This window comes from Aneurinibacillus aneurinilyticus ATCC 12856, assembly GCF_000466385.1.
GTDB lineage: Bacteria > Bacillota > Bacilli > Aneurinibacillales > Aneurinibacillaceae > Aneurinibacillus > Aneurinibacillus aneurinilyticus.
In genome coordinates this window covers 1-24,335 of sequence record NZ_KE952738.1, presented here as the reverse complement: position 1 = coordinate 24,335, position 24,335 = coordinate 1, and the positions used below count along the sequence as shown (strand labels likewise).

At 45.9% G+C, this 24,335-nt stretch carries 23 protein-coding genes; 21 read left to right on the top strand and 2 right to left on the bottom strand.

The features are described from left to right. Window positions 1-25: 25 nt before the first annotated feature. From HMPREF0083_RS27050 to HMPREF0083_RS07035, 19 genes are all read left to right on the top strand, one after another. Window positions 26-175: a YqzL family protein gene (locus tag HMPREF0083_RS27050; RefSeq protein ID WP_021620506.1), complete on the top strand. Its 150-nt coding sequence runs from the start codon at window positions 26-28 to the stop codon at window positions 173-175. A 33-nt stretch (window positions 176-208) separates the two neighbouring features. Beyond that, a complete protein-coding gene (gene recO / locus HMPREF0083_RS07125) occupies window positions 209-970 on the top strand; it encodes a DNA repair protein RecO (protein WP_021620505.1) in 762 nt (253 codons plus the stop codon). Window positions 971-1,409: 439 nt separating this feature from the next. Beyond that, window positions 1,410-2,285 (top strand): glycine--tRNA ligase subunit alpha, encoded by an 876-nt coding sequence (gene glyQ, locus HMPREF0083_RS07120; protein WP_021620504.1) that lies wholly within the window; start codon window positions 1,410-1,412, stop codon window positions 2,283-2,285. A gap of 3 nt (window positions 2,286-2,288) precedes the next feature. Continuing rightward, window positions 2,289-4,364, top strand: a complete 2,076-nt coding sequence (gene glyS / locus HMPREF0083_RS07115) for a glycine--tRNA ligase subunit beta (protein WP_021620503.1) — start codon at window positions 2,289-2,291, stop codon at window positions 4,362-4,364. A 238-nt stretch (window positions 4,365-4,602) separates the two neighbouring features. Continuing rightward, on the top strand, window positions 4,603-5,244 hold the full coding sequence (gene ccpN, locus HMPREF0083_RS07110) for a transcriptional regulator CcpN (RefSeq protein ID WP_040301843.1): 642 nt from the start codon (window positions 4,603-4,605) through the stop codon (window positions 5,242-5,244). A 13-nt stretch (window positions 5,245-5,257) separates the two neighbouring features. Then, entirely contained in the window at window positions 5,258-6,085 is an 828-nt protein-coding gene (locus tag HMPREF0083_RS07105; RefSeq protein ID WP_021620500.1) for a pyruvate, water dikinase regulatory protein, read from the top strand. Between the two features lie 184 nt (window positions 6,086-6,269). Next, window positions 6,270-6,734, top strand: a complete 465-nt coding sequence (locus HMPREF0083_RS07100) for a YaiI/YqxD family protein (RefSeq protein WP_021620499.1) — start codon at window positions 6,270-6,272, stop codon at window positions 6,732-6,734. Window positions 6,735-6,811: 77 nt separating this feature from the next. Next, the gene (dnaG, locus tag HMPREF0083_RS07095; protein ID WP_021620498.1) at window positions 6,812-8,635 is read left to right on the top strand and encodes a DNA primase; all 1,824 of its coding nucleotides are present in this window, start codon (window positions 6,812-6,814) and stop codon (window positions 8,633-8,635) included. A gap of 34 nt (window positions 8,636-8,669) precedes the next feature. Beyond that, the gene (gene rpoD, locus HMPREF0083_RS07090) at window positions 8,670-9,803 is read left to right on the top strand and encodes an RNA polymerase sigma factor RpoD (protein ID WP_021620497.1); all 1,134 of its coding nucleotides are present in this window, start codon (window positions 8,670-8,672) and stop codon (window positions 9,801-9,803) included. Window positions 9,804-9,896: 93 nt separating this feature from the next. Further along, on the top strand, window positions 9,897-10,757 hold the full coding sequence (locus HMPREF0083_RS26250; protein WP_021620496.1) for a hypothetical protein: 861 nt from the start codon (window positions 9,897-9,899) through the stop codon (window positions 10,755-10,757). Window positions 10,758-10,978: 221 nt separating this feature from the next. Beyond that, window positions 10,979-12,121, top strand: coding sequence for an acyl-CoA dehydrogenase (locus HMPREF0083_RS07080; protein WP_021620495.1), 1,143 nt, complete (start codon window positions 10,979-10,981; stop codon window positions 12,119-12,121). A 104-nt stretch (window positions 12,122-12,225) separates the two neighbouring features. Beyond that, complete coding sequence (locus tag HMPREF0083_RS07075) at window positions 12,226-13,872, top strand: AMP-binding protein (RefSeq protein ID WP_021620494.1); 1,647 nt, start codon at window positions 12,226-12,228, stop codon at window positions 13,870-13,872. Between the two features lie 196 nt (window positions 13,873-14,068). Beyond that, entirely contained in the window at window positions 14,069-14,797 is a 729-nt protein-coding gene (locus HMPREF0083_RS07070) for a tRNA (adenine(22)-N(1))-methyltransferase (RefSeq protein ID WP_021620493.1), read from the top strand. Then, window positions 14,773-15,888, top strand: a complete 1,116-nt coding sequence (locus tag HMPREF0083_RS07065; protein ID WP_021620492.1) for a Nif3-like dinuclear metal center hexameric protein — start codon at window positions 14,773-14,775, stop codon at window positions 15,886-15,888. Before HMPREF0083_RS07070 ends, HMPREF0083_RS07065 begins: the two co-directional genes overlap by 25 nt. A 104-nt stretch (window positions 15,889-15,992) precedes the next feature. Further along, window positions 15,993-16,496: a C4-type zinc ribbon domain-containing protein gene (locus HMPREF0083_RS07060; protein ID WP_040301840.1), complete on the top strand. Its 504-nt coding sequence runs from the start codon at window positions 15,993-15,995 to the stop codon at window positions 16,494-16,496. A 170-nt stretch (window positions 16,497-16,666) separates the two neighbouring features. Next, window positions 16,667-17,566: an acyl-ACP desaturase gene (locus tag HMPREF0083_RS07055; protein ID WP_040301838.1), complete on the top strand. Its 900-nt coding sequence runs from the start codon at window positions 16,667-16,669 to the stop codon at window positions 17,564-17,566. A 114-nt stretch (window positions 17,567-17,680) separates the two neighbouring features. Next, entirely contained in the window at window positions 17,681-18,910 is a 1,230-nt protein-coding gene (locus tag HMPREF0083_RS07050; RefSeq protein ID WP_167331547.1) for a CapA family protein, read from the top strand. Between the two features lie 94 nt (window positions 18,911-19,004). Then, window positions 19,005-19,808 carry a basic amino acid ABC transporter substrate-binding protein gene (locus HMPREF0083_RS07045; protein ID WP_021620488.1) on the top strand — a complete coding sequence of 268 codons (804 nt, stop codon included), beginning with the start codon at window positions 19,005-19,007 and terminating at the stop codon, window positions 19,806-19,808. Window positions 19,809-20,042: 234 nt separating this feature from the next. Next, window positions 20,043-20,741 (top strand): hypothetical protein, encoded by a 699-nt coding sequence (locus tag HMPREF0083_RS07035; protein ID WP_021620486.1) that lies wholly within the window; start codon window positions 20,043-20,045, stop codon window positions 20,739-20,741. A 34-nt stretch (window positions 20,742-20,775) separates the two neighbouring features. Here HMPREF0083_RS07035 and HMPREF0083_RS07030 read toward each other — a convergent pair whose 3' ends face one another. Together HMPREF0083_RS07030 and HMPREF0083_RS07025 are read right to left on the bottom strand one after the other, a co-directional pair. Beyond that, window positions 20,776-22,077: a TldD/PmbA family protein gene (locus HMPREF0083_RS07030; protein WP_021620485.1), complete on the bottom strand. Its 1,302-nt coding sequence runs from the start codon at window positions 22,075-22,077 to the stop codon at window positions 20,776-20,778. Next, the gene (locus tag HMPREF0083_RS07025; RefSeq protein WP_021620484.1) at window positions 22,074-23,462 is read right to left on the bottom strand and encodes a TldD/PmbA family protein; all 1,389 of its coding nucleotides are present in this window, start codon (window positions 23,460-23,462) and stop codon (window positions 22,074-22,076) included. Before HMPREF0083_RS07025 ends, HMPREF0083_RS07030 begins: the two co-directional genes overlap by 4 nt. A gap of 87 nt (window positions 23,463-23,549) precedes the next feature. Here HMPREF0083_RS07025 and HMPREF0083_RS07020 point away from each other — a divergent pair, with 87 nt between their 5' ends. Both HMPREF0083_RS07020 and HMPREF0083_RS07015 read left to right on the top strand, forming a co-directional pair. Continuing rightward, on the top strand, window positions 23,550-23,801 hold the full coding sequence (locus tag HMPREF0083_RS07020; RefSeq protein ID WP_021620483.1) for a GIY-YIG nuclease family protein: 252 nt from the start codon (window positions 23,550-23,552) through the stop codon (window positions 23,799-23,801). A 53-nt stretch (window positions 23,802-23,854) separates the two neighbouring features. After that, entirely contained in the window at window positions 23,855-24,037 is a 183-nt protein-coding gene (locus tag HMPREF0083_RS07015) for a gamma-type small acid-soluble spore protein (protein WP_021620482.1), read from the top strand. The last annotated feature ends 298 nt before the right edge of the window (window positions 24,038-24,335 follow it).

The window sequence follows — 24,335 nt, the reverse complement described above, 5'->3', positions numbered from 1 at the left end:
ATCTTTTCCGAAAGGGTGGATACGAATGATAAAGGAATTTTTCTGGCATTATTTTGCCCAGACAGGTAGTATCGATGCCTATTTGTTGTATACGGAGCATGAAGACGCGTTATTCCCGGAAGATGGCCTGGATTTTGAGAGCACTGTTGCAGAAGAACCTTCGAATGTGAAATAACTATGAGAAGCGCCAATAGAGGAGAATACACGGATGATTGGAAAAGCGGAGGGGATCGTAGTCCGTACCACCGATTATGGTGAGGCGAATAAGATTTTAACCGTTTATACGCGAGAGGCAGGAAAAGTTAGTATTATGGCCCGGGGCGCAAAAAAATCGAAAAGCCGTTTTACAGCCGTATCGCAATTATTTACGTACGGCTATTTTCTTTACAGGGCTGGTTCAGGTATGGGTTCGCTTCAGCAGGGGGATCTCATTAATTCATTCCGTACTGTTCGGGAAGATTTGACGAAAACGGCGTATGCTGTATATTTAGCTGAACTGCTTGATCGTTTGACTGAAGACAAGGAACCGAATCAATATTTGTTTGAGATGCTATTATATGCATTGAAGTGGATGGAGGAAGGCAAAGACCCTGAGATTATTGCCCGCCTATTTGAGATGAAGATGTTGTATGTAGCCGGGTGTCGCCCACAGTTCGATGTATGTAGAGGCTGTGGTGTGGAGAAAGCGCCGTTTTTCGTCAGCATTCATGAAGGGGGCTTCGTCTGCCAGTCGTGCCAGCGGGATGATCCGTCTTTGTTGGCGGTAAGTCCGGGAACGGTCAGAATTCTTCGTTTGCTACAGCATATTAACATGCCCCAGCTCGGTAATGTAAGTGTGAAGGCAGAAACCAAGGAACAGCTTCGCCGCGTTTTATATGCATTTCTTGAGGATTGTACAGGATTGTATCTGAAATCTCGGCGTTTTCTGGACCAGCTTGAGCAAATGGGGCTAGGGTCCGTATTGGAATAGACACAGAACAAGAGTTGACAAGTGTGGAAATCATCGTTTATATTTATGTACAAAATCCAATAGCGTAAATAAGGCGCAATGAAGGAGAAGAGTAACCAGTCAGGAGTGGACATAAGCGAGTCGGGGATGGTGTAAGCCCGATGGCACATGCTGGTGAACGGCGCTCCCGAGCGTATTTGTATACAAGAGTGGATCGGTTTATGCATTTGTTGTGGGTACACGCAAGGTAAATCGTTCAAATAGGGTGGAACCGCGGGAATTGAACTCCCGTCCCTATGTTGTATGAGTAATCCTCGTACGACATAGGGACGGGAGTTTTTGATTTTTGTCATTTCCTGCACCATCTTCAATTAAAGTAAAACTTCATTTGGAAAACGGGCATTCCTTGTGCCTTTCGTTTTCCTCTCTACACTTTTATAGAAGAAAAGAGGTACGATTTATGAATTTCCAGGACATTATTTTGTCGCTGCAAAATTTTTGGGCCAAACAGAATTGCCTCATTGTACAGCCGTATGATGTAGAAAAAGGCGCTGGTACAATGAATCCAATGACTTTTCTGCGCTCTATTGGCCCCGAACCATGGAACGTAGCATATGTAGAGCCTTCCCGCCGCCCAGCGGACGGACGCTATGGAGAAAATCCAAATCGTTTATATCAGCATCATCAGTTTCAGGTCATTATGAAGCCATCACCGGATAATATTCAGGAATTGTATCTGGATAGCTTGCGCGAGCTTGGTATTGACCCGTTGCAGCATGATATCCGCTTCGTGGAAGACAATTGGGAGTCTCCTACATTAGGTGCATGGGGACTCGGATGGGAAGTATGGCTTGATGGTATGGAGATTACGCAGTTCACCTATTTCCAACAGGTTGGTAGCATTGATTGTAATCCTGTCGCAGTAGAGATTACATATGGTCTCGAACGTCTTGCCTCCTATATTCAGGATAAGGAAAATGTATTCGATCTAGAATGGGTTAACGGCTTTACATACGGAGACGTATTCAAACAGGCCGAGTATGAGCATTCCAAATATACGTTTGAAGTATCGGACGCCAAGATGTTATTTGATTTGTTCTCTACGTACGAAGCGGAAGCAAAACGCTGTATGGAGCAGAAGCTTGTGCTCCCTGCCTATGACTATGTGCTGAAGTGTTCCCATGTCTTCAACCTGCTTGATGCGCGTGGTGCGATTAGCGTAACTGAGCGTACCGGTTATATTGCTCGCGTACGGAATCTGGCCCGTGAAGTGGCGCACACATATTATCAAGTTCGGGAAGAACTCGGATTCCCGATGTTGAAAAGGGAGGTCTAAGCCATGAGCAGAACGCTACTCTTGGAGATTGGAACAGAAGAAATGCCGGCTCGCTTCGTTGCGGGCGCATGTGAACAATTAAAAGAGAAGGTAGAGAAATGGCTGAGTACAAACCGTATCTCCTATGGTGAAGTACAAAGCTTTGGAACGCCCCGCCGTTTTGCGGTAATGATTAAAGATGTAAACGAGCAGCAAGACGATATTAATGAAGAGCTGCGTGGTCCGGCTAAAAAAATCGCAGTAGATGAAAAGGGGGATTGGACGAAAGCTGCGCTCGGTTTCGCACGTGGCAAGGGACTTGCCCCAGATGATTTGTACTTACAGGAAGTCGGCGGCATAGAGTATGTATTTGCCCGCAAACATCAGGCAGGCCAGTCGACAATGGATTTGCTGCCGCAGCTCAAAGATATTGTGGCAGGTCTTTCCTTCCCGAAAAACATGCGTTGGGGAGCGTATGAGCTTCGTTTTGTTCGTCCGATACGCTGGATTGTAGCATTGTTCGGTGAAGATGTAATCAGAATACAGATTACTGACGTAGAATCAGGCAAAGAAACACAGGGCCATCGCTTTCTTGGTCAGCCGACGAGGGTTGAGAAACCGGAGGACTATGTAAGTACCCTGGCTGCTCAATACGTGTTGGTGGACCCGGAAGAGAGAAAAAGTCGTATTCTGGCCCAGATTAAGAAACTAGAAACGGAAAAGGGCTGGACTGTTCCGATTGATGAAGGATTGTTGGATGAGGTTATTCATCTGGTTGAGTATCCAACTGTATTGTTCGGAAGCTTTGAAGAAGAATATCTGGAAATCCCACAGGAGGTTCTTGTTACCTCGATGCGTGAACATCAGCGCTATTTCCCGGTGCAGAATGATAAAGGGGAGCTTTTGCCACACTTTATTACCGTGCGTAACGGAGATGACCGCGATCTTGCGACAGTAGCACGTGGTAATGAGAAGGTTCTTCGTGCCCGTCTTTCTGATGCCCGTTTCTTCTACCAAGAAGATCAGAAGATGAAGATTGAAGATGCATTAGCTCGCCTGGAGAATGTTGTATTCCATGAAGAATTGGGTACAATCGGTGATAAAATCCGCCGTGTTCAGGAAGCGGCAGCCATTATTGGAGATGCGGCCAAGCTGTCTGCTGCAGAGAAGGAAAAATTACAGCGTGCAGCTACTATTAATAAATTTGATCTGGTAAGCCAAATGGTATACGAATTCCCGGAACTTCAGGGTATTATGGGTGAGCGTTATGCCCGTCTAGCAGGTGAAGATGAGACGGTAGCGCATGTGATATTTGAGCATTATTTGCCACGCTTTGCCGGAGATAGGCTTCCTGAGACGAATGAAGGCGCGGTATTGAGCATCGCGGATAAGCTGGATACGATTGTTGGCTGTTTTGCCATTGGCATTATTCCAACCGGTTCCCAGGATCCATACGCTCTACGTCGCCAGGCAACCGGTATCGTACAAATTATGCTAGATAAACAATTGCCTATTTCATTGGATGAGTTATTCGAGGGAACGCTCTCTATTCTGGAAAGTAAGTCGCTTCTTAAACGTGACAAAGGCGAGATTTTACAGGACTTATGTGAGTTCTTCGCCCTGCGCCTGAAAAATCTGCTGCAAGAGCAGCATGTTCGTTATGACATTATTGATGCTGTACTGACGGCAGATGCCACCCATGTAACTGATGTAATCGCCCGCGCCCAAACGCTTATGGATGCGACAGAGAAAGAGGAATTCAAAAGTGTGGTGGAATCGTTTAATCGTGTGAACAACCTGGCGCAAAAAGCGACAAGCAGTAAAGTCGATATTGAACTGTTCGAGACAGAAGCCGAACGTAATCTATGGACAGCATTCACTGCTGTAAAGCAGGAAGGTGAGGCGCTGCTCGAAGCGAAGGAATTCGGCAAGGCACTGGCTCGCATGGCCGAGCTTAAGAGCGATATTGATGCGTTCTTTGATAACGTAATGGTTATGGTTGAAGACGAAAAAGTGAAGGCTAATCGTCTGGCGCTGCTTGTGTCTATTGCGGTGTTCATTTTCGGATTGGCTGACTTTAGCAAAATCGTATTTGCCTAGCTTTTCCTGTCTTCTTATTTCACCTGCTTTTACGGAAAAGGACTTCGCATAGCTTCTGCTTTTTATAGGGCAGAAAAGGCGGGTCCTTTTTTAATGGGTAAGAAGCGACATCTACTTTCTCCCTGTAAAGAAAAATTACTTGCAGGATATGCGCAGGTTTATATAGTATATACTATATATGTAAAAAAACATGATTTAGTATGTCACGATAAAACTCCGAAGCAGGAGGTGAGCAGTCATAGAACTTACAAAGCGCCAGGAACATATTGTAGAGATTGTTAAGGGGGAGGGGCCGATTACAGGGGAGCAGATCGCCGAACGGCTGTCGCTCACACGCGCGACGCTACGACCTGATTTGGCGATTTTGACGATGGCCGGATTTCTGGACGCACGGCCAAGAGTTGGCTACTTCTATACGGGTAAAGACAGCAACCAGTTGATAAAAGAAGAAGTCAGTCGTAAAATTGTAAAAGACTATAAAGCCCCACCGATTATTATCAAAGAGTCCAGTTCCGTATACGATGCTATCTGTACCCTATTTCTCGAAGATGTAGGGACGCTGTTTGTCGTTAATGGAAAAGGGCATCTTGCTGGCGTCGTCTCGCGCAAAGATTTATTGCGCGCCGCACTGGGCAAACAGAATCTTGAGGATATGCCGGTCAGCATCATTATGACGCGCATGCCGAATATTATTACCTGTATGCCTGAAGATAGCTTATTGGATGCGGCGAAGAAATTAATTGACTATCAGATCGATTCGCTTCCGGTTGTACGGCTGGCGCAGGAGACGGGGAAGACCGCCTATGAAGTGGTGGGACGCGTCACAAAAACGACGATTACCCGGGGATTTGTGGAGTTGGGCAATGAAATAAACGTATAGCGAAGGAGGAAGCATGTTTCCGACATTTCTACAAGAAGCAACAGTTTATGTGGTTTCCGATTCCGTCGGTGAAACGGCCGAGTTTGTGGTAAAGGCTGCGGCTAGTCAGTTTGCAGGCCATTCTTTACATGTTCGCAAGTTTCCTTACATAGAAGATGAAGGAACATTAAACGAAATCATCCATGCCGCTGCCGAATCGAATGCGATTATTGCCTATACGCTGGTTATCCCCGCGCTGAAAAGTCACATTCGCCAGGCTGCTGCCGAGCAAAATGTGACGGCAATTGATATTATGAGTCCGATAGTTAATGCACTTCAAGGATATTTGAATCAGGAACCGAGCAACAAACCTGGCCTTGTCCGCAAGCTTGATGAAGACTACTTCCGCAAAGTGGAAGCGATTGAGTTTGCAGTCAAATATGATGATGGACGCGATCCGCGGGGCATCCTGCGAGCCGATGTTATTCTCATCGGAGTATCCCGCACATCGAAAACCCCGCTATCAATGTACTTGGCTAACAAGCGCTTTAAAGTGGCCAACGTGCCCCTTGTTCCAGAAGTGGCTCCGCCGGAAGAGCTGTTCCTTGTGCCGAAGGAGAAGTGCATCGGCCTTACCATTAATGCAGATCAGCTTAACATGATTCGTGCCGAACGACTCAAATCTCTCGGTTTAACTGCGGAAGCTAATTATGCCAGTATGGAACGTATTAAGCATGAACTGGATTACTCTCGTGAAATCATTGGAAAAGTTGGTTGTCCTGTCCTTGATGTTTCTAATAAAGCAGTTGAGGAAACAGCCAATATCATTATGCAGATGATTAAACGCAACCGAAAGAAATAAGGAAGATAGAGAGTCAAAACTTGTCCGTAAAGTTTTGGCTTTTTTTCGTTTGTACAGTGACTTTTGGTGATTTGAATTTCGAAATAAGCGAAGCGAACAAAATTTTCCTTTCGACAACTTTCGAAATTGACAAACTATAAATCATGTGCAGGAAAAACAGTTCATCATGTAGAATACTACAGGCATGAATAAAAATAAGCCCGAAATATGGGTGGATGCTGACGCATGTCCCGTCAAAAACAGTATTCTTGAGGAAGCTGAACGCTGTGAGGTTTTGGTGAATTATGTAGCATCCTATAATCATCGTTTATCATTGTCCCATCCGCTGGCACGCTCCATTACTGTCGATGCTAGCTCCCAATCCGCTGATATGTATATCGCCAACCATATAAGGGCGGGCGACATCGTCATTACTGACGATTACGGGTTGGCGTGCCTAGCATTAGGTAAGGAATGTTTAGCGTTGGGCACGAGAGGAAAAGAATATACTAGAGATACCATCTCTTTTCTCCTCATGAATCGTCACATCTCACAGCAAGCGGCTAAAGCAGGAGGCAAGCGTAAAGGGCCGCGACCGCTATCCAACCAGGAAATCGATTATTTTCGACAAAAACTGCGAAAACTTTTGTGTAATTTAGAAGGAATTTAAGGGGTTTTGACGAATATTATTATTCCGTTGCCCTTTATGCAACAGGAAAGGCAGAGCAGGAAGTACAGGTGAGAAGCATGGCAGGAAGAATTCCGGAAGATGTCATTGAGCGGGTACGCTCGCAGAACGATATTGTCGATGTTATCGGACAGTATGTTCATCTCAAAAAAACGGGGCGCAATTATTTCGGGCTTTGTCCTTTCCATTCCGAGAAGAGCCCTTCGTTTGCTGTACATCCTGACAAACAGCTCTTTCGTTGCTATGGATGCGGCGAGTCAGGCAATGTCTTTTCTTTCGTAATGAAGGTAGAAGGTCTCGAGTTCCCGGAAGCGGTGTATAATCTGGCCCAGCGTGTGGGCATTGATATACCGAGAGAGGAAAGCACCCCCGAGAACGAGAAGGCACGCAAGCGCAAGGAAAGCATGCTGGCTGCGCATGACCTGGTGGCTAAATTATATCATCATCTTTTGTTGAATACGGACCATGGAGCCCAGGCGCGTAATTATCTCTTGAACAGACAAATGCAACTTGCTACAATTGAAGAGTTTGGTTTGGGATATAGCCCGGACAGCTGGGATTTTATCACACAGCGTCTTGCAAAGAGAGGTTTTTCATTATCCCTGATGGAAGAAGCGGGACTCTTGAGTCAAAAAGATAGAAGCAGCCGGCCGTTTGATCGGTTTCGCGGTCGAGTGATGTTTCCGATTCACAATTCTCAGGGACAAGTTGTTGCGTTTGGAGCTCGTACATTAGGGGACGACCAGCCCAAATATTTAAACAGTCCGGAGACACCGCTGTTTAACAAAAGTCATTTGCTCTTTAACCTGCATCGGGCACGAACGCAGATTCGTAAACAACAGGAAGCTGTATTGTTTGAAGGATATGTAGACGTCATTTCTGCGTGGCAGGCAGGTGTCCATAACGGAATTGCTTCCCTCGGTACGTCGCTTACCGAGCAGCAAGCACGTATTATTCGCCGCAACACAGAAACTGTCATTCTGTGCTACGATTCGGATCAGGCAGGCATTGAAGCTGCATTTAAGGGAGCAGATTTGCTGGTTGCAGCGGGATGTACAGTGAAGGTTGCGCAGATGCCGCAGGGAATGGACCCGGATGATTATATCCAGCAATACGGAGGAGAGCGATTTAAACAGGAAATTCTGCTGAATGCCGCTTCCTTGACCGCTTATCGACTGCAGGTCATTCGCTCGCGGCATACGCTAACTGATGAAACGGAGAGGATGAAGTTTGTTCATGAGGCGCTTGAAGAAATTTCTCGCCTGCCAAGTGCTGTAGAGCGGGATCATTACCTTCGTCAAATCTCCGAGGAGTTCCATCTGTCGCTCGATGCGATGAAACAGGAACAAAAGAAGATTTTTAAACAGCAAAAAAAGGCAGAAAACAGGGATAATCTCAAAGACGGATGGAATAATAGTATAGATAGTAGCAGATCTGTCGCCGAAAAACCGATGCTGCCCGCATATATCAAATCCGAGCAGTATTTGCTATCGCTCATGATGCATAGTGCTGAGATTGCAGAACAGGTTCAGATGAAGGTAGGGGCCGATTTTGCGGTAGAAGATCACGCCGCTCTGGCTGCACATATCTACCGATATTATTCGGAAGGATACACGTCAGACCCAGCACGGTTCATTTCCTTTCTGCAGGATGAAAAGCGTTTAGTAGAGAAAGCATCCGAATTGGCGATGATGGACGTACAGGCTCATCTCCACGCCCCACGTGCTGTAAGCGATTATATCGAGCAAGTGGTGAAAAATGTGAAGCGAATGCAGATCGAGCAGTTGGAGAGAGAGCAGCGGATGTATGAGCGAGCCGGAAATACAGCGGAAGCAGTTCGCATCAGCCTGGAGCTTATCCCCTTAAAAAGATCGGTAAAATAAGTGAAGTTGAAGAGTGCCGGAAGGAGGGAACACCATGACTAAAAAAACAGAAAGCAAGCCTGATATGGAATTAACCCTTGATCAAGTCAAGGACCAACTGGTGGATCAAGGAAAAAAACGAGGAGTGCTTACGTACAAAGAAATCATGGAACGCCTCTCTACCTTTGATCAAGACTCGGACCAGATTGATGAATTCTTTGAATATCTGAACGATCAAAGCATTGAGGTTATGAATGAATCAGAGGACGAGGACCATGATGATGAAATGATGCCGCAGCCGCAGGAAGGAGATGACTCGGAAGATTATACTTTCGACGACTTATCCGTTCCGCCGGGTGTCAAAATTAACGATCCTGTCCGGATGTACCTCAAAGAAATCGGCCGCGTCCCCCTTTTGTCTGCTGAGGAAGAAATTCAGCTCGCAGAGCGGATTGAACAGGGAGATGAAGAGGCGAAACGCCGTCTTGCCGAAGCGAACCTTCGTCTAGTAGTTAGCATCGCCAAACGCTACGTTGGTCGTGGCATGTTATTCCTTGATCTGATTCAGGAAGGAAACATGGGTCTAATTAAGGCCGTTGAGAAGTTTGATTATCGTAAAGGGTTTAAATTCAGCACATATGCAACATGGTGGATTCGTCAGGCTATTACCCGTGCGATTGCTGACCAAGCACGTACCATTCGTATTCCAGTTCATATGGTGGAAACGATTAACAAGCTGATTCGTGTTTCCCGCCAATTGCTGCAGGAGCTAGGCCGTGAACCGTCTCCGGAAGAAATCGCTGAGAAGATGGATCTTACGCCGGAAAAGGTGCGAGAAATTATGAAAATCGCGCAGGAGCCGGTATCCTTAGAGACGCCAATAGGCGAAGAAGACGATTCGCATCTGGGTGACTTCATCGAAGATCAGGACGCGCTTGCACCATCTGATGCAGCGGCATATGAGCTGCTGAAAGAGCAGCTTGAAGACGTACTTGATACATTAACCGAAAGGGAAGAGAACGTGCTTCGATTACGTTTCGGACTCGACGATGGAAGAACCCGTACACTTGAAGAAGTAGGCAAAGTCTTCGGTGTTACAAGGGAGCGTATTCGTCAAATTGAAGCAAAAGCATTACGTAAGCTTCGCCATCCAAGCCGCAGCAAGCGATTGAAAGATTTCTTAGAATAAGTACCGCATCATTGATTATAGACAGCCTGCGTCGCATGTATCGCGTAGGCTTTTTCTTTTTTTCCGCATGGATTCACACGGGAGGTAATGTCGATGAAAGAGCAAAGAAAGAAAATCATTACAGCCGAGATTGAACATTGGCGTCGCAGCAATCTTCTTCCAAGCCAATACTGCGATTTTCTGTTGAACCTGTATACGGAAGGTGAGGCCGCCGGCAGAGATGCGCGGGATGAGGCAAGCACCGGAATTGAAGCGCTTCCGGCATTCACCATCCCAAGATTCGAGATAAGATGGTTTGGCTTTGCCTTGCTTATGGTTGTATTGCTGTATCTTGCTTTTCATTTTACCGATTTTACTTTGACAATGCAAATGACGTTGATTGGATTTTTGACCCTTTTATTTTACATTATGGGATTTATGAAGGAAAAAAGCAGTTTATCGAGTCATTTATTCCTTGGTCTCGCTTCAATGTTGTTGGCACTTGCAGGGATATACGCATTAGGATTATCCAAGTATCCGCACTCCGCCACAATACTTTATCTTGGCGCTGCCTGCATTATCTGGTATTTGACAGGCATTCTTGCTGATAAAAGATATCTTTCTTTTTGCGCGCTGCTCGGATTACAGGGAGTATATGGCTGGTTTGCCTACTACAAATTGTATAATCAGTTTACATGGTGGCAGATGGAAGCGTTTTGGATCCCAATCGCCATGATACTAATCGTACTGGGTTTATTATGGAAACGCCGGCAGGAAAAAACATCGGCCATCTTGTTCTTTAGTGGGATTGTTGCACTGTTCGGCGCAGAGTTGGAGAGCTTTTTCGTCCCTGAAGCAGGCAACGATGTGTTGTTGTATCTTCTTTACTTAAAAACCTTCAGCGCTTCGTTTTTTTTACTCTCGCTTAAGAACTTCTGGTGGGGCTGGTTCAGCCTCCAGCAGCCTTTACGTTAAGCCGGGTTCATATGAACCCGGTTTTTTCTATGTGGAAAAGAACACACAGCAATGCTTTCGAGTTTTTCTTTTCATGCTGGAAGGAAATCTTAGTAAAATGTAGAATAAAATAATTAGTATATAATTTCAGAAAAATTTAATAAGGAAGAAATGTAACCGCTTTATTTTGACCAAAAATTCTGAGCTAGCGCTCAATCATAATTAGGAAAGGGTGGAAGAGCATGAATTTTACATTCACCGAAGAGCAACAGATGATTAAGAACCTCATTCGTGATTTTGCGGAGGGTGAGGTAGCTCCAGGTGCAGACGAACGCGACAAAACCGGCGAATTTCCTTTAGAAGTATTTAAGAAGATGGCGAAGCTGGATTTAATGGGGCTTCCATTTCCGGAGGAGTACGGCGGAGGTGGAGCGGACACGATTAGCTTTGCGATCGTGACAGAAGAATTGAGCCGGGTATGTGCATCGACGGGAATTACGTACTCTGCCCACATCTCGCTTGGAGGCGCACCGATTAATATGTTTGGTACACATGAACAGAAGCAGACATATTTGACTCCGCTGGCACGTGGAGAATATTTCGGTGCGTTCGGACTGACTGAGCCGAATGCGGGTTCGGATGCAGGTGGTACGCGTACTACTGCCGTTAAAAAAGGAAATGAGTGGGTCATTAATGGTTCGAAGTGCTATATAACAAACGCAAGCTATGCAAAAGCACTTGCTCTGACGGCAGTGACTGATAAGAGCAAAGGTACGAGCGGCATTACTGCTTTTATTGTGCCGACAGATGCGAAGGGATTTTCCGTTGTGTCCGATTATGAAAAAATGGGACTACACGCATCCAATACGACACAGCTTTTTATGGAAGACGTTCATATACCGCATGAGAATATACTTGGTTTGGAAGGAAATGGATTCAAACAATTTCTGGCCACCTTAGATGGCGGCCGTATTGGGATTGGTGCTATGGCTGTAGGTATTGCACAAGGTGCTTATGAAAAGGCGCTTGCTTACGCGAATGAACGAACACAGTTCGGTCAGACGCTATCCAAATTCCAGGCCATCCAGTTTAAGCTGGCTGATATGGCAATGAATATTGAATTAGCACGCAATATGGTGCACAAGGCAGCATGGCTGAAGGATCAAGGACGTAAATTCTCGAAAGAAGCGGCCATGGCCAAATTGTTCGCTTCGGAGATGTGCATGCGTGTTTGCGATCAGGCGGTACAAATTCATGGAGGCAATGGTTATATGAGAGAGTATCAGGTGGAGCGTTTCTTCCGTGACGCCAAGCTTCTTGAGATTGGAGAAGGAACATCTGAAGTTCTGCGCATTGTTATTTCCCGTGAGATTGGCTGCAAATGAAAAATGATGTAAAATTCTGAATAAGGGAGCGAGAGGGTGTTCCTTTTGCTCCCTTGTTTATTTTTTTACTTTTCCAAATAATTTGATCTGAGGGAGGAATTAGAGTGAGTGCGCCGGCAACGATAACAATAGGGGAATTATTGGATCAGACAACAGCCAAATTTCCGGAGAAGGAAGCAGTTATTTATCCAGAAGTGGGATTGCGCTATACGTTTTCTGAATTTCAATCCGCTTGCAACCGGGTAGCAAAAGGATTGATATCCCTCGGCATTAAACCTGGCGAGCATATCGCTATATGGGCTACGAATGTGCCGGAATGGGTAACAACCCAGTTTGCATCCGCAAAGATGGGAGCCGTGCTTGTTACGGTAAATACAAGCTATCGGGTTCATGAGCTTGAATATCTGCTTCGACAATCGGATTCAACGACCCTTCTTTTAATTGATTCATTCCGTAGCACAAGCTATACCGATATGCTGTACGAGATTTGTCCGGAATTGAAAGAATGCGAACCCGGAAAACTTGAAGCCAAGCGGCTTCCGCGCTTGAAAAATGTAATTCTTATTGGTGATGAGCATAAGCCCGGTATGTTCACATGGAAGGATATTCTGGAGCGTGCAGCAGAAGTATCAGATGAAGAGCTGACGCATGTACAGAATAGTCTGGATGCGGATGATGTCATTAATATGCAGTATACTTCAGGTACGACCGGGTTTCCGAAAGGAGTTATGCTTTCTCATAAAAATATTGTCAATAATGCGATAAATGTAGCCGCTTGCCAGAACATAACAGAACAGGACCGCATCTGCATTCCAGTTCCGTTCTTCCATTGCTTTGGCTGCGTTATGGGGACGCTGGCGAGCGTGGCAACCGGTGCAACAATGGTGCCGATTATTTCATTCGAACCGTTAAAGGTGCTGCAAGCTGTACAAGATGAGAAATGCACGGCACTGTATGGCGTGCCGACGATGTTTATCGCTGAATTGAACCATCCTGAATTTAGTACATTCGATGTAAGCTCGCTGCGTACCGGTATTATGGCAGGTTCTCCATGTCCGAAGGAAGTCATGAAAAAAGTTGTGGATGTTATGGGCGCCAGCGAGATTACGATCGCATACGGTCAGACAGAGTCGGCGCCAGTTATTACACAGACGCGGCCTAATGATACAATTGAGCAGCGTGTGTCGACGGTTGGACGTATATTGCCGCATGTAGAGGCGAAGATTATCGATCCGGCTACGGGTGAGGTAATGCCGCAGGGCGAGCAGGGAGAACTATGCACGCGGGGCATTCATGTAATGAAGGGATATTATAACATGCCGGAACAGACAGCAAAGGCTATCGACAATGAAGGATGGCTGCATACCGGCGATTTAGCAACTGTTGACGCAGACGGGTATTATAAGATTACCGGTCGTCTAAAAGATATGATTATTCGCGGTGGAGAGAATGTATATCCGCGTGAAATCGAGGAGTTTCTCTACCAGCATCCGAAAGTGCTGGATGTTCAGGTGGTAGGTGTTCCGGACGAAATGTACGGGGAACAAATTCTCGCCTGCATCAAAGTCAAAGAAGAAGAGGAATTGACGGTTGAGGAAATTAAAGAATTCTGCGATGGCAAAATCGCTCGTTATAAGATTCCGCAGTATATACAAATCGTCGATGAGTATCCAATGACTGCATCAGGCAAAATTCAGAAATTCCGCCTACGGGAAAATGCAATCAAAGAACTTGGTCTTGGGATAAAATAGCTACCGAGGAATAGGGAGACTGCCACGTATGAGGTAGTCTCTATTTTGATGAAAAAAAGTTGATGACTTTTGCTTGCTAGCAAGAGGATACCGATTCATCAAGTCAGACGTATATAGAATTGCCGTTATGTTGTTAAACTTTCCGTGGAAATGGTAATCTAGTAGGGATGGAGTAGATAAGGAGCGAATTGAACAGATGATTGAACTTTCACAGCGATTACGAACAATTGGAGACATGGTGGAACAGGGGCACCGCGTAGCGGATATTGGTTCTGATCATGCTTACCTTCCTACATACCTTATTCAAAAAAACATTGCATCTGCCTGCATCGCAGGCGAGGTCAACCGCGGTCCATGGCAATCTGCTGTGCGTCAGATACGTTCAGCCGGACTTGGCGAGCGTATTGATGTTCGCCTGGGTGACGGATTGGATGTTATTCATCCGGGTGAAGTGGATACTGTGTGCATAGCCGGAATGGGAGGTAGCCTTATCGTTTCCATTCTTGATAAAGGCATGGAGAAGCTTGCAGGTGTGACGCAGCTTTTGCTTGCACCTAATGTCGCAGCACCGCTTGTTCGGCGTTGGTTGCTTGAACATGGCTGGCAATTGAACCGGGAAAAAATTCTTGAGGAAGATGGAATTATCTACGAGATTTTGGAGGCGATCCCCGGAAACCCGGCTTTCCCGTATGAAAATCATGAACGTGAATTGGAAGATTTGCTAGAGGTTGGTCCGTATTTGTGGCAGGAAAGCTCCCCCGTACTGCGCAAGAAATGGGAGCAGGAGCTGGGTAAGCTTCGTTCTGTACAAACTCAGCTTCAACGAGCGAAAAATCCGGAAGCGGAAGGAAAAAAACAGGAAGTAAACAAAAAATTGGCCTGGATGGAGGAGATGCTAGCATGTATGCAAACGGACAAAGAATAATTCAGTATTTTGAAGAGTTCGCTCCTAAGCATTTAGCGATGGAAGGAGATAAAATTGGGCTACAGGTTGGTACCTTACAGAAAGAAGTTAAAAAAGTAATGGTTGCGCTTGATGTGCTCGAAGAAGTCGTAGATGAGGCCATTGCAGAGGGCGTGGACTTAATTATTGCGCATCATGCTGTTATTTTTCGTCCATTGAAAAATTTACGGACCGATCTGCCGGCTGGTCGCTTGTACGAAAAGCTGATTAAGCATGACATCGCTGTGTATGTAGCCCATACAAACCTTGATGTTGCTGAAGGTGGAATTAATGATTTAATGGCTGAAGCACTGGGGCTTGCCGATGTTGATATACTGGAGAAATGGCATGAGCAAAAGTTGAAGAAGATCGTCGTCTACGTTCCACTTTCACATGCGGATGCAGTACGCGATGCCATGTCACAGGCAGGTGCCGGCTCGATTGGCCAGTACAGCCATTGTACGTTTGGAGTTCGGGGAACCGGAACGTTCATGCCGGGCGAAGGAGCTGATCCGTATATTGGCGAACAGGGAAAAATAGAGGAAGTAGAAGAGATGCGAATAGAAACCATCATGCCGGAGGATATTCAGGCGCGAGTGGTTAAAGCAATGATAAAGGCTCATCCGTATGAGGAGGTGGCGTACGACATTTATCCGGTAGAACAGGCCGGTGCCGCTTTGGGTATCGGACGTATCGGCAAGTTGAAAGAGTCTGTTACGTTGCGAGAATTCGCTGAGCATGTAAAAGTAGCCTTTGATGTTACTGGTGTACGGGCAGTCGGCAATCTTGATACGGTTGTACAAAAAGTGGCTGTGCTCGGCGGAGATGGAAATAGTTTTGTTTCTAAGGCGATGTTCCGGGGCGCCGATGTACTGGTAACGGGAGATATTTACTATCATACTGCTCATGATGCAATGGCGGGCGGTCTGTCGATCATCGACCCAGGCCATAATGTTGAAAAAATCATGAAGCAGGGTGTCAAGAATGTACTTGATAAACGGATTGAACAGGATAAGCTGGATACGAAAATTGTTGTATCCAAGGTGAATACCGATCCGTTTACTTTCTTATAATTTTATCCCGATACGTGCAACTAATCATTAATGGGAAAGAGCCCACCGCTGATGGAAGTTTTACTTTATAGCAGAAAAGACAGGTGAGCAGGAGAGAGATGAAGATGACGGAAGCAAGAAACTTATTAGAATGGCATCAGGCCAAAGTGAGGGGAGCGGCAGCGCAAAGAGGGCTGGATGAATGGCGAGCGCGTGAAGAGGAGCTTGCTGCAAGGCGGAAAGAAGCAGAAGCGAAAATCAAGCGAATCGGGATACCGGCGGAGAACGATATCGATAATCAGATTGCACTCAAGCTCGCGCAGCAGGAACTATGGCTTGTTGATAAAGATACAGAGCGTTTTATGGAAGAAAGGTTCGAGAAAGAATTCGCTTTGCGTGAAAGCAAGCAGGAATGGGATGAGAAAGCTGTTGAAAGAGAGGCGGCCCTTAGTAGGGAAAAGCTGGAATTATACTACAAAATCGGCGAAAATATACAGAACCCGGTTGTGGAAGTGAAACGCAGGTCTTGTATGGGATGTTTTCTCCCACTATCCGTAGTGAAAATGGAAGAATGGTATAAAGGAAAAACACTCGTTACGTGCGACGAGTGTGGTCGTATTCTTGTGTAAGCTCCAGACTGAATTGGCTTCTCACAATTAGTGAAATAATACAAAAAACAAAAAAATGTCCAAAAAGGCTGACATCTTTTTAAGGCATGGTATAATACCCATAATGCTAGTTTTGCTAGCATAGTGGAACAATGTAAAAGAACAACCGTGAGGGGAAAAGAGGATTCACTTTGTTATCATGCCATTTAGATCATCGTTTGGAGAAGAAGTTTAAAGAACTGTACGAAATTCATTTAGAGCGTTCCCGTAAAATTGACTGGAGTTACCACGAATTTTTGCCTTGGGATAAAGGGCAAGATTTTCGTCGTGTTCCATATGAGCCTGATCAGGGCAATTTGCCGGACAGTCTTCGCATTGCTGTAGAAACGGCGCTATTGACAGAAGTAAACTTACCATGGTTCACCAGTTATTTAAATGACACATTTAGAGGATCGTTCTCTGTAATGCATGATTTTATTCATACATGGACTGCTGAAGAAGATCAGCATTCAAGTTTGCTTGAAACTTATTTATTGCTTACGCGTAACGTTGATCCGCATCGTTTGCATGAACTGCGCAAAGAAACAGTAGAGCATGGCTGGGTGGGTAATTTTACTACACCGTTGGAAACGCTGGCATATACTACGCTGCAGGAATTGGCGACGATGGTGTTCTATAACAATGTAGCTCGAGTTGCAAGGGAGAAAGATCCGGATTTGGCAACTCTTTTGCGCCGTCTTTCCAAAGATGAAGTTCTGCATTACGCTTTTTATCGGGATGCGGTGAAAGCGCATCTGGAAGTGGATGAGAATTATATATACCATATCGCCGATGTGATGATTAAATTTACGATGCCGGGTGCTGTCATACCAGATTATGATGAACGTATGAATGTAATTGCTCGCGAAGCGTCGTATGGCCCGGTTGAATATTTTGATCAAGTGTTCGATGTGCTTGTAGACTACTGGCATATCCAGCATATGCGTCCAAGCATGCCGGAAGCTGAAGCAGCGAGACAGCGCGTGCTAAAGCATTATGATCGATTAAAAAGAGTGTGCGCCCGTCTGCGCGCTGCCAAAGCACGATCCTAACGATGAATGCTACGCCCGGAATGGCTCCGGGCTATTTTTTATGCTTTTGTCTGGCAGAGGTTGGCCGATTGTGTAAAAATAGGAGAGAAGAGGCCAGAGATGGGGGAGAACACGATGAACCTGGAATTCTACGGGTTAACTAAAAAGTTGCGGGAGTACCGGCTAGACAGCAAGGTCACCCTCAAAGAAATCGAAGAAAAAACGGGAATTTCCCAACAACGGATGAAGCGTATCGAACAGGGAATCAGCCCGATTACAGTAGAAGAAGTAGAAACATTGCTTACTTTTTATCAGATGGATGCCAATGCAATTCTCGCCTATAACGATTTGGCACGTCCGGTGGGCCGAGCGCAGAAAGCAGTGCGTGCAGTTATCTGGGGAGCTTTGCTGGCAGCACTTAGCTATGGCGGCTACAAAGGGTACGCAGCATTTCAGAGTGAGAGCACCGCACGAACGGCGGACGGCCCTGTACCTGTTGAAGAGATGATGAAGCAGCAGCCCACGGGAGGGGAGCAAAAAGTCAGCGAACTTCTTACAGGAGCGCATGCCAACAAACCACCGATTCCAAAGCAGGTAGTCGCCCCGGAACAAAAAAAGGAGGAACCAAGGCAGGCTGACTTTCGCTTAGCTGTATACGGGGATCGTCCGTACCATACCGGCGGAGTAAATTCGTTTACACCGGCTGACTTCCAGCTGTTTCCCGTGTCGCAGTTTCAAGTCGGACAAGGAGTGCCTGAGTGGGTTAAGGAAGCAGCCGGAAAAGCGCCGACGGGTCTTGACATAGCTAATGTTGATATTTTAAAAGGACAAAGCCGGACAGGCATTGCCAAAGAAATCGAGCTACTTAACCAGCACCATGTAAAAGTGGTTGGTTACGGTTCAGCTGAGCACGTATTTCAGCCACAAATTTTCGAAAAAAATGGAATGAAATACGGAGTGATGTCCTACACTCGTGTTGTACCAGCAGTTGAGTGGAAAGCGGAAGGCGAGCAAGTTGGAGTAGCCGATGCATATGGTAAGCATATCTTCGATGATATCCAGCGGGCTAAGCAGCAGGTTGATGTATTGATTTTGACTATGTATTGGGGCAAAGAAGATCAGACAGCTCCCGAACAGTACCAGAAAGATCTAGCACATGATTTGCTTGATGCAGGGGTAGATATGGTTATTGGGCACCGTAGCCCGATCCGGCAGCCGTACGAATTGTATAATGGAAAATATATTTTTTACAATCTTGGCCCATCACAGCTAGATATACTGCTTGATAAAAAAAATATTAAGGAGATTGCTCTTGTTCAGAATGGCGAAAGAAATGTACTATCACAGGAAAGTCAGAAAAAATAAAAATGATTGACAAAATATTTTATTGTCTTCCTTTGAAGTGATGTGTATAATTATCAACATAAATTAATAATTATACTAAAAGGGGAAGCATAAGATGACAACGTGGAAAAAGGCAGGGATACTATTTCTTATTGTTGTGATGGGGCTTATGGCTGCCGCTTGCGGCAACAAAGCGGAAACTACAACAAAAACCGATGGGAAAAGCGATACGAAAGCCGATAAAAAAATTCTAGCAGTAACACATGCGCAGTTTCGTCCATTTGAATATATGAGTGCGCAGGGAAAACCCGAGGGCTTTGATATCGATATTATTAATGCAATCGGAAAAGAGCTCGGCTGGCAGGTCGAAGTACAGGATACGGGATTCGATGGTGCGCTGGAGCAGGTGAAGAACGGGAAAGCTCAGGTGGCTATCGCAGCGATTACGATCGACAAGAAGCGCCAGCAATCATATGCATTCTCTGATCCGTATTTTGATGCAAAGCAGTTAATTATGGTACCTAAAGGTTCTCAAATAAAGACGATACAGGATATTAAAGGCAAGAAGGTAGCTGTACAGCTGTCCACAACCGGTGCGCTTCTGGCGGAAAAGATCCTGGGCAAAGGAAGCAAAGACATATTCCAGTTCGAAGATCTGCCGTCTGCTATGGATGAGCTGTATAACAAGCGGGTTGATGTAGTCATCGGTGATAACGTACCGATGATGGAGCAGATGGCCAAAGTATCGAAACCGGGCTTTGTCACATTGGATGATCCAACCATCCCGAAGGAATCATACGGCATCTTGATGCAGAAGGGTAACGATGAGATGGTAAAACAGGTGAATGATGCATTGAAAAAGATTAAGGAAAACGGCACGTACGATGAAATCTATAAGAAGTATTTCTCTCAGAAGTAAGATGGAAGAAAAAGAGAATCGATCGATTCTCTTTTTTTATTCCCAAATTTTCTTTATTCCTGTTACAATAGAGAATGTTACAGATATGCGGGCAAAAGCTGGGAGTATTCTTTATATGCAGCCCGACTATACGTTTTTACATAAAGCAGAGCAGATTCAACCCCAAGGAGCCGAAGGTACGGTAATGAGCAGGTGGCGTACTGGCATCGTTCGGGAATAAGGAGTTTGACGTAGATGAAAAGAAAAGTGAAATTAGGCGCAATTGTTTTATTTGCGTCGTTAAGTGTATTAACCGGATGTAATACAAAAGTAATTGAACGTGAAAACCAGGCGTTGAAAATCGAACTCGATAATGTAAAAAAACAATTGAGTGACAGTCGCCAGCAAACCAAACAGGTGAACGAAGAGAAGGCGAAACTTGAGCAGCAGATTGAGCGCTTGAAAAGTGCAGAGGTGGACGAGCAAACGCTGCCCCAACTGGCTTATTTAATGGAACAGGAATCCCGTGCAGCACTTCGTGGCACATATGAAGCGAGCATACCGCTAATAAATGGAGCGAATGGAGATAAGTTTAGGAAGGCAGCATTGACTCAATTCCAGCGTGCTTTAGCACCGCATGCCACACAGGAATACATTGACATAGAGACGCGCCGTCTTCAGGACACATGGGCAGCGAAAGAACCGATTGTTTTTCCAACCGATAAAGTAAAGCAGATTATGTTAAAGCAAAAAGACGATAAGCAAGCGATTGTAGAGGTACTCATTACACGCTCTAGCAATGTTACTAGCCAGGACTTTCTTAAAACGATTACCGTAGAGAAGACAGAACTGGGATGGAAGCTAAAAAATACCCAGACAGATCCCGCACCAGTTGAACATCCACCGGCAACGCAGGATGATTCAACCGGAGAGCAGGCAAACAAACCCTCCTGATACTAAAGTCAGGAGGGTTTGTACTGTTGCGGTGTCAGCTTGATACCGCTATCGTCTCGAACAGGATGGAAGGTGCCCCGTATTGGCTATGTCCGCCAGGCATTGAGAAATCAAAATCGTCCGCTTTCTTAATCGGTTGTGTGAACATATCAAAGAAGTTATGTGCAATAGTGATTTCTTTTACCGGTGAGGTAATTTGCCCGTTCTCGATACGAAAGCCCTGGGCTGCAAGCGAGAAATCACCGGAGACTGTATTTGTACCGGAATGAAGCCCTTGTACATCTGTGATATAAATTCCGTTCGTTATTTCGGTAAACAGGTTATTTAGCCCGGTTGTGCCATTCGGTATTTGCAGACGATGGGGTGCGATTTGCACTGTTCCCTTGTAGCTGCGAATGCCATGACCGGTGGGGGCCTGCCTCATCTCTGCTGCGGTCTGAAGGCTATGAAGATAGCTCTCTACAACACCGTCTCGCACCAGATAGCGTGTAGATGTATCCATGCCCTCATCGTCGAATAGAATGCGTTCATGCCCGGAAAGCGGATCGTCCAGTAAGTCGAGCGACCCAAATAGTTTCTCGCCGAGCTGTCCTTCGAGGCGAGAGGTTCCTTGCAGAACATTCCGCGCCGAGAATATCCCGCTATAGACGCCGAGCAACGAGCAGACGACCCGGCGGTCCAGCACGGCCTGGTACCGCCCTACAGGCATTGGTTTGCCGCCCAGCTTGCGACGGGCTTTGCCTACAGCTTCATCAATTAGTTTGACGCGGTCTAGCTTACTTAAATCTCCTATATAATATGCGCTATCCGTCTCCACTTCTTCACCGCGTTTTACGATAACGGACAAGTACGCCATACTGTAATTGGAACGGTATATTTTATTTAATCCGTGTGTATTGGCGATTTGGCGTGTGCTTTCCCCCGAACTTATCATCGCGTAGCTTACGTCGGACACTTCTTCAGCGAGCCGTGCCTGTGATTCAAGCTCGAGGGCAAGCGTAATTTTTTCCTTTTCCGTAAGGTCAGGCTGACTGTCATGCCAGTTTCCTACCTCTTTCTTCTGAAACATCGGTTCTTTCTCTTTCATTAAGGAGGCGTTATCCTTTACCATATCCAGCAGGGTTTCGAATTCAGGGGGACGGAGTCGTTCCGTATAGGCATAGCCGGTACCGGCCTGATATGTGCCACGAACGCCGAGCCCGGCCGTATTGGTTTTTTTGTATGATTCGATTTTTCCTTCATATGCCTGGACGCTGAAGTTCGAGGATTGGTTGGTCAGTACCTCCAGTTCAGCAATTCGCTTTTTTTCGGCAAGTTCGAATAATTGTTGAATCATTGGCCGCTCCCCCCAACCGTCAATTGTGATACGCGCAGCGCAGGCTGACCGACGTTAACCGGAATTGATCCGCTGATTGAACCGCACATTCCTTGCCCTGGTAAGAAGTTATTGCCCACCATGTCAACATCGTACATTGTTTGCCGTCCATTTCCGATTAGGGTAGCCCCTTTAACCGGGTAAGTAAGCTTACCATTCTCGATCATGTACCCTTCCAGTACGGCGAAGTTAAAATCACCGGTCGTCGTATTTACGCTGCCGCCACCCATCGTTTTAGCGTACAATCCGTACTCGGTAGTGGCAATCATGTCCTCAAGCTTATCGGCACCACCTAGAATATACGTATTAGTCATGCGAGATGTAGGAGCGAACCGGTATGACTGGCGCCGTGACGAACCGGTAGATTCCATTCCCATGCGCCGTCCATTCAGCTTATCGACAAGATATCCTTTAAGTATGCCTTTTTTAATCAGTACGTTGCGTTTGGCTGGCGTGCCCTCGTCATCAATATTAAGTGAGCCCCATTCATTGTTAATTGTACCGTCATCCACTGCGGAGATTTTGGCACTGACGACTGTTTGCCCTAATTTTCCAGCATAAGGTCCTTTGCCTTTAGCCACCGCTGTGGCCTCCATTCCATGTCCGCAGGCTTCGTGGAAGATGACGCCGCCGAATCCATTATCAATAACAACCGGCATTTTGCCACCCGGACACGGCTTTGCCTCCAGCATACGGACTGCTGTGTCTGCCGCCGATTCGGCTAATGCACGCAAATCGAGTTCATTGTAGAATTCAAACCCTTTCTGTGCGCCAGGAGCGACATATCCTCGTTGCTTTTGATTGCCTTCGGTTGCGATAGCTTCTATGAAGGTACGGGTGCGCACGCGTATATCTTCCGCCCATACGCCTTCCGAATTGGCGATAAGCACTTTCTGTGTTTCATCAAAGTAGCGGGTCCGTACTTGTGAGATGGCCGTATGGTATGCCATAGCATGGTGGTTCAACTCGGCCAGTACATCCCGTTTCTGATGGATAGAGACGACACGTGGATCGATTTGCGCGAGATGGCGTGGCACGAAGGAACGTTTCTGAAACGTAATCGTTTTATTCCTATGCTCGCTTTTTTGAGCTGCCTGGGAGAGAAGGCGGGCGGTTTTAATGAGGTGTTCTTCGTCTTCGTTGCTGGTATACGTGTAGAGGTAATCGCTTCCATGAAAAATGCGTATACCGATGCCGAAATCTTGTCCGGAGCGTGCTTTTTCCACTTCGCCTTTGACCATAGAGATGTTTTGCTCGATTTTGTTCTCAACAAACACTTCGGCAAAATCCCCGCCGTAAGACAGAGCGGCCAGCAGCACTCGTTCAACTGTTGCCGGATGAAGCATTGTGCATCTCTCCTTTCCTTTTTTTCCATTTTATACGATTATAATATAAGTTAGGATACATAAATTCAGAAAGGATTTATCAGAATTATGTATTTTGTTTACATATTGCGCTGTGCTGACAACTCTTTATATACCGGATGCACGCCGAATCTAGAGGAACGGGTGAGAAAACACAATGCAGGAAAAGGGGCACGTTACACACGTGGACGTACTCCTGTAGAAGTTGTATATATAGAGGAAGCAGCAGACAAAAGTGCCGCTTTAAAACGGGAGTATGCCATTAAGCGTTATTCCAAGCAGCAAAAAGAACGTTTAGTCAGCGGGCGGATGGAAGAATGAGGATTGCGTAAAAATCCGTATGAAGAGCACCTTAATGACTGGGGGTGAGATTCATGGCTAAACGTTCTAAAGCAGGCACTGACATTAACAAAGTACGTCAGCAAAACCAGGCTTCGGCTTCCCAGATGGGAGCTGACACTGAGTTTGGCAGCGAGACAAATGTTCAGGCTGTTCGCCAGGCTAACCAACAGTCTAAAGCGAAGGCTGCACAACAGCAACAGCAGAACAAGCAGTAAGTGAAGCATCATCCCAGGCTCCGACTATTGTCGGAGCCTCTTCTTATATGCTGTCGTTGTATATGTAATGACTTCCTGTATAAGTTGCATTGCATATTTCAACCAATGTAGCGTGGCTGGGAGCAGGAAGGTCAAGGAAACAAGGAAAAGTTCTTCAGATTTTCTTCAAATTCTCTTTAGAAAAATCCTTGCTTATCTTTTTAGAAAGTGATATATTTGTATATGTCGCCACTAAATTAAGCGACAAACAATAAAAGATATATGTTGCACCTTGAAAACTGGATACAGAAGAACAATG